This is a genomic window from Pseudomonas sp. 05N434, from assembly GCF_056396965.1.
Genome location: NZ_JBFTMK010000805.1, coordinates 1 through 1,572 on the forward strand (window position 1 = coordinate 1; position 1,572 = coordinate 1,572).

General features: G+C 48.7%; 3 protein-coding genes and 1 pseudogene. All 4 read left to right on the forward strand.

Annotated features, from left to right (window positions below):
* Positions 1–116: 116 nt before the first annotated feature.
* On the forward strand, positions 117–551 hold the full coding sequence (locus AC1DLB_RS29580) for a tetratricopeptide repeat protein (protein ID WP_111453071.1): 435 nt from the start codon (positions 117–119) through the stop codon (positions 549–551).
* A gap of 22 nt (positions 552–573) precedes the next feature.
* Positions 574–759: pseudogene (locus AC1DLB_RS29585) on the forward strand (RHS repeat-associated core domain-containing protein); the annotation flags it as partial.
* A 27-nt stretch (positions 760–786) separates the two neighbouring features.
* Positions 787–1,098, forward strand: a complete 312-nt coding sequence (locus AC1DLB_RS29590) for a hypothetical protein (RefSeq protein WP_256597036.1) — start codon at positions 787–789, stop codon at positions 1,096–1,098.
* Positions 1,099–1,572: ankyrin repeat domain-containing protein (locus AC1DLB_RS29595; protein ID WP_477786246.1), on the forward strand; the 474-nt coding region annotated here is incomplete at its 3' end.

Genomic DNA, 1,572 nt, shown 5'->3' on the forward strand with positions numbered 1-1,572 from the left:
ACGCAGTACTAAACGGGGCGTGCAGCGTTTCGGTTACGACGCCGAGAGTCGGTTGATCGAAGTGCGCAATGAAAACGGCAGCGTGGTCACGTCTACCATAAATACAGAACTATCATATGAAGAACTTGGCAGATAAAAACCCCACGCTGGCAGATGAGATAATGGCCATTATGGCCTCGGGCAATGAGCTCGATGAGCAAAACAAAAAAAATGAAGCCCAGGCCTTGTACCAAAAAGCATGGGACTTGCTTCCTGAGCCAAAACTAGAATGGACACCTTTGTCGTCATGGGTCACAGGTTCTTTTTTCAACCTGCACTTCGACAACGGTGACTTCGAGGCCGCTAAAGATTGGGCACAAAAGACCCTGGATGGCCGAGAGTCAGATATCGATACAGGTCCGTTGATCAACTTGGGAATGGTCTACTTTGAACTGAAAGATTATTCACAGGCTTATAAATACTTTGACGATGCTTATAGCTTCGGTAAGGCACGAGCCTTTCAAGAAATATTAAAAAAATATCTGAAGTTCTATTTAGAGAAAAAAGCCTGACCATGGCCGAGGGCTCTAGGGCCGACACCTGAGGTTTCAGGGGCAGTACCTGGAGACGGGGCTGCATTTCAATACGTTCAGGTTTTATGATCCGGATGTGGGGCGGTTTACTACGCCGGATCCGATTGGGTTGGCGGGGGGATTCAACCTCTATCAATACGCACCGAATCCGATTGGGTGGGTGGATCCGTGGGGGTGGGAAGTTTGTCGACTCAGCGCCTCACAGAAGAGAGCGATGGGGCCTGCACCTAAGGGTATGGTAAAGCCGCATTACCATCATATCGTCCGCGAAAAAGCTCCGAAAAGCTGGAAAGCTCAAAATCAAAAGTACATTACCGACTCGCAAAAAATTCTGGCCAAACACAAAATTGGCCTAAACAACGACCCGCGCAACTTCACCTGGGCCCAAAATGGTGGAGGGAATCACTCGATAGCCAGCGCCAAAAAAGTCTATGAAATACTACAGAAAGCAGACGTCGGCGGGCTGGCCAGTGTCCAAAACGCATTGAAAAACATGGGTGCTCAAATGACAAAAGGTATTTTTTAAATGAACAACCCAGAAGAAATTTATGAAAAGAACATTAAAACTTTATTAGCCATTCACGCAGACATCGCGTCGGGAAATGCAGCCTCACTAAAAAAGTGCCTAGAGAAAAATTCCGTTCTATTGCACTTGCCCATGTATGGTCTTGATGGGCATGAAACCCTGCTGCACATGGCCGCTGAACAGGGGCAAACCGAAATTTGCCGCTTATTGGTGTCTTTAGGTATTGCGCTGGACCAGCCTGCCGCCAGTTCCGGCAATAGCACGCCACTTGCCGCAGCCGCTGGCAATGGACACTTACAAACATGCCAATGGTTTCTTGAGGCCGGTGCTTTGGTGGATGGGTGGCCTAACAGCATAACCACCCCGCTGATTGACGCGATTACCTTTGGGCATCAGGACGTCGTCAATCTTCTTGTAGAACACCATGCCAACATCAATCGACTGCACACCAGGCTGAATACTGCGCCATTGGAC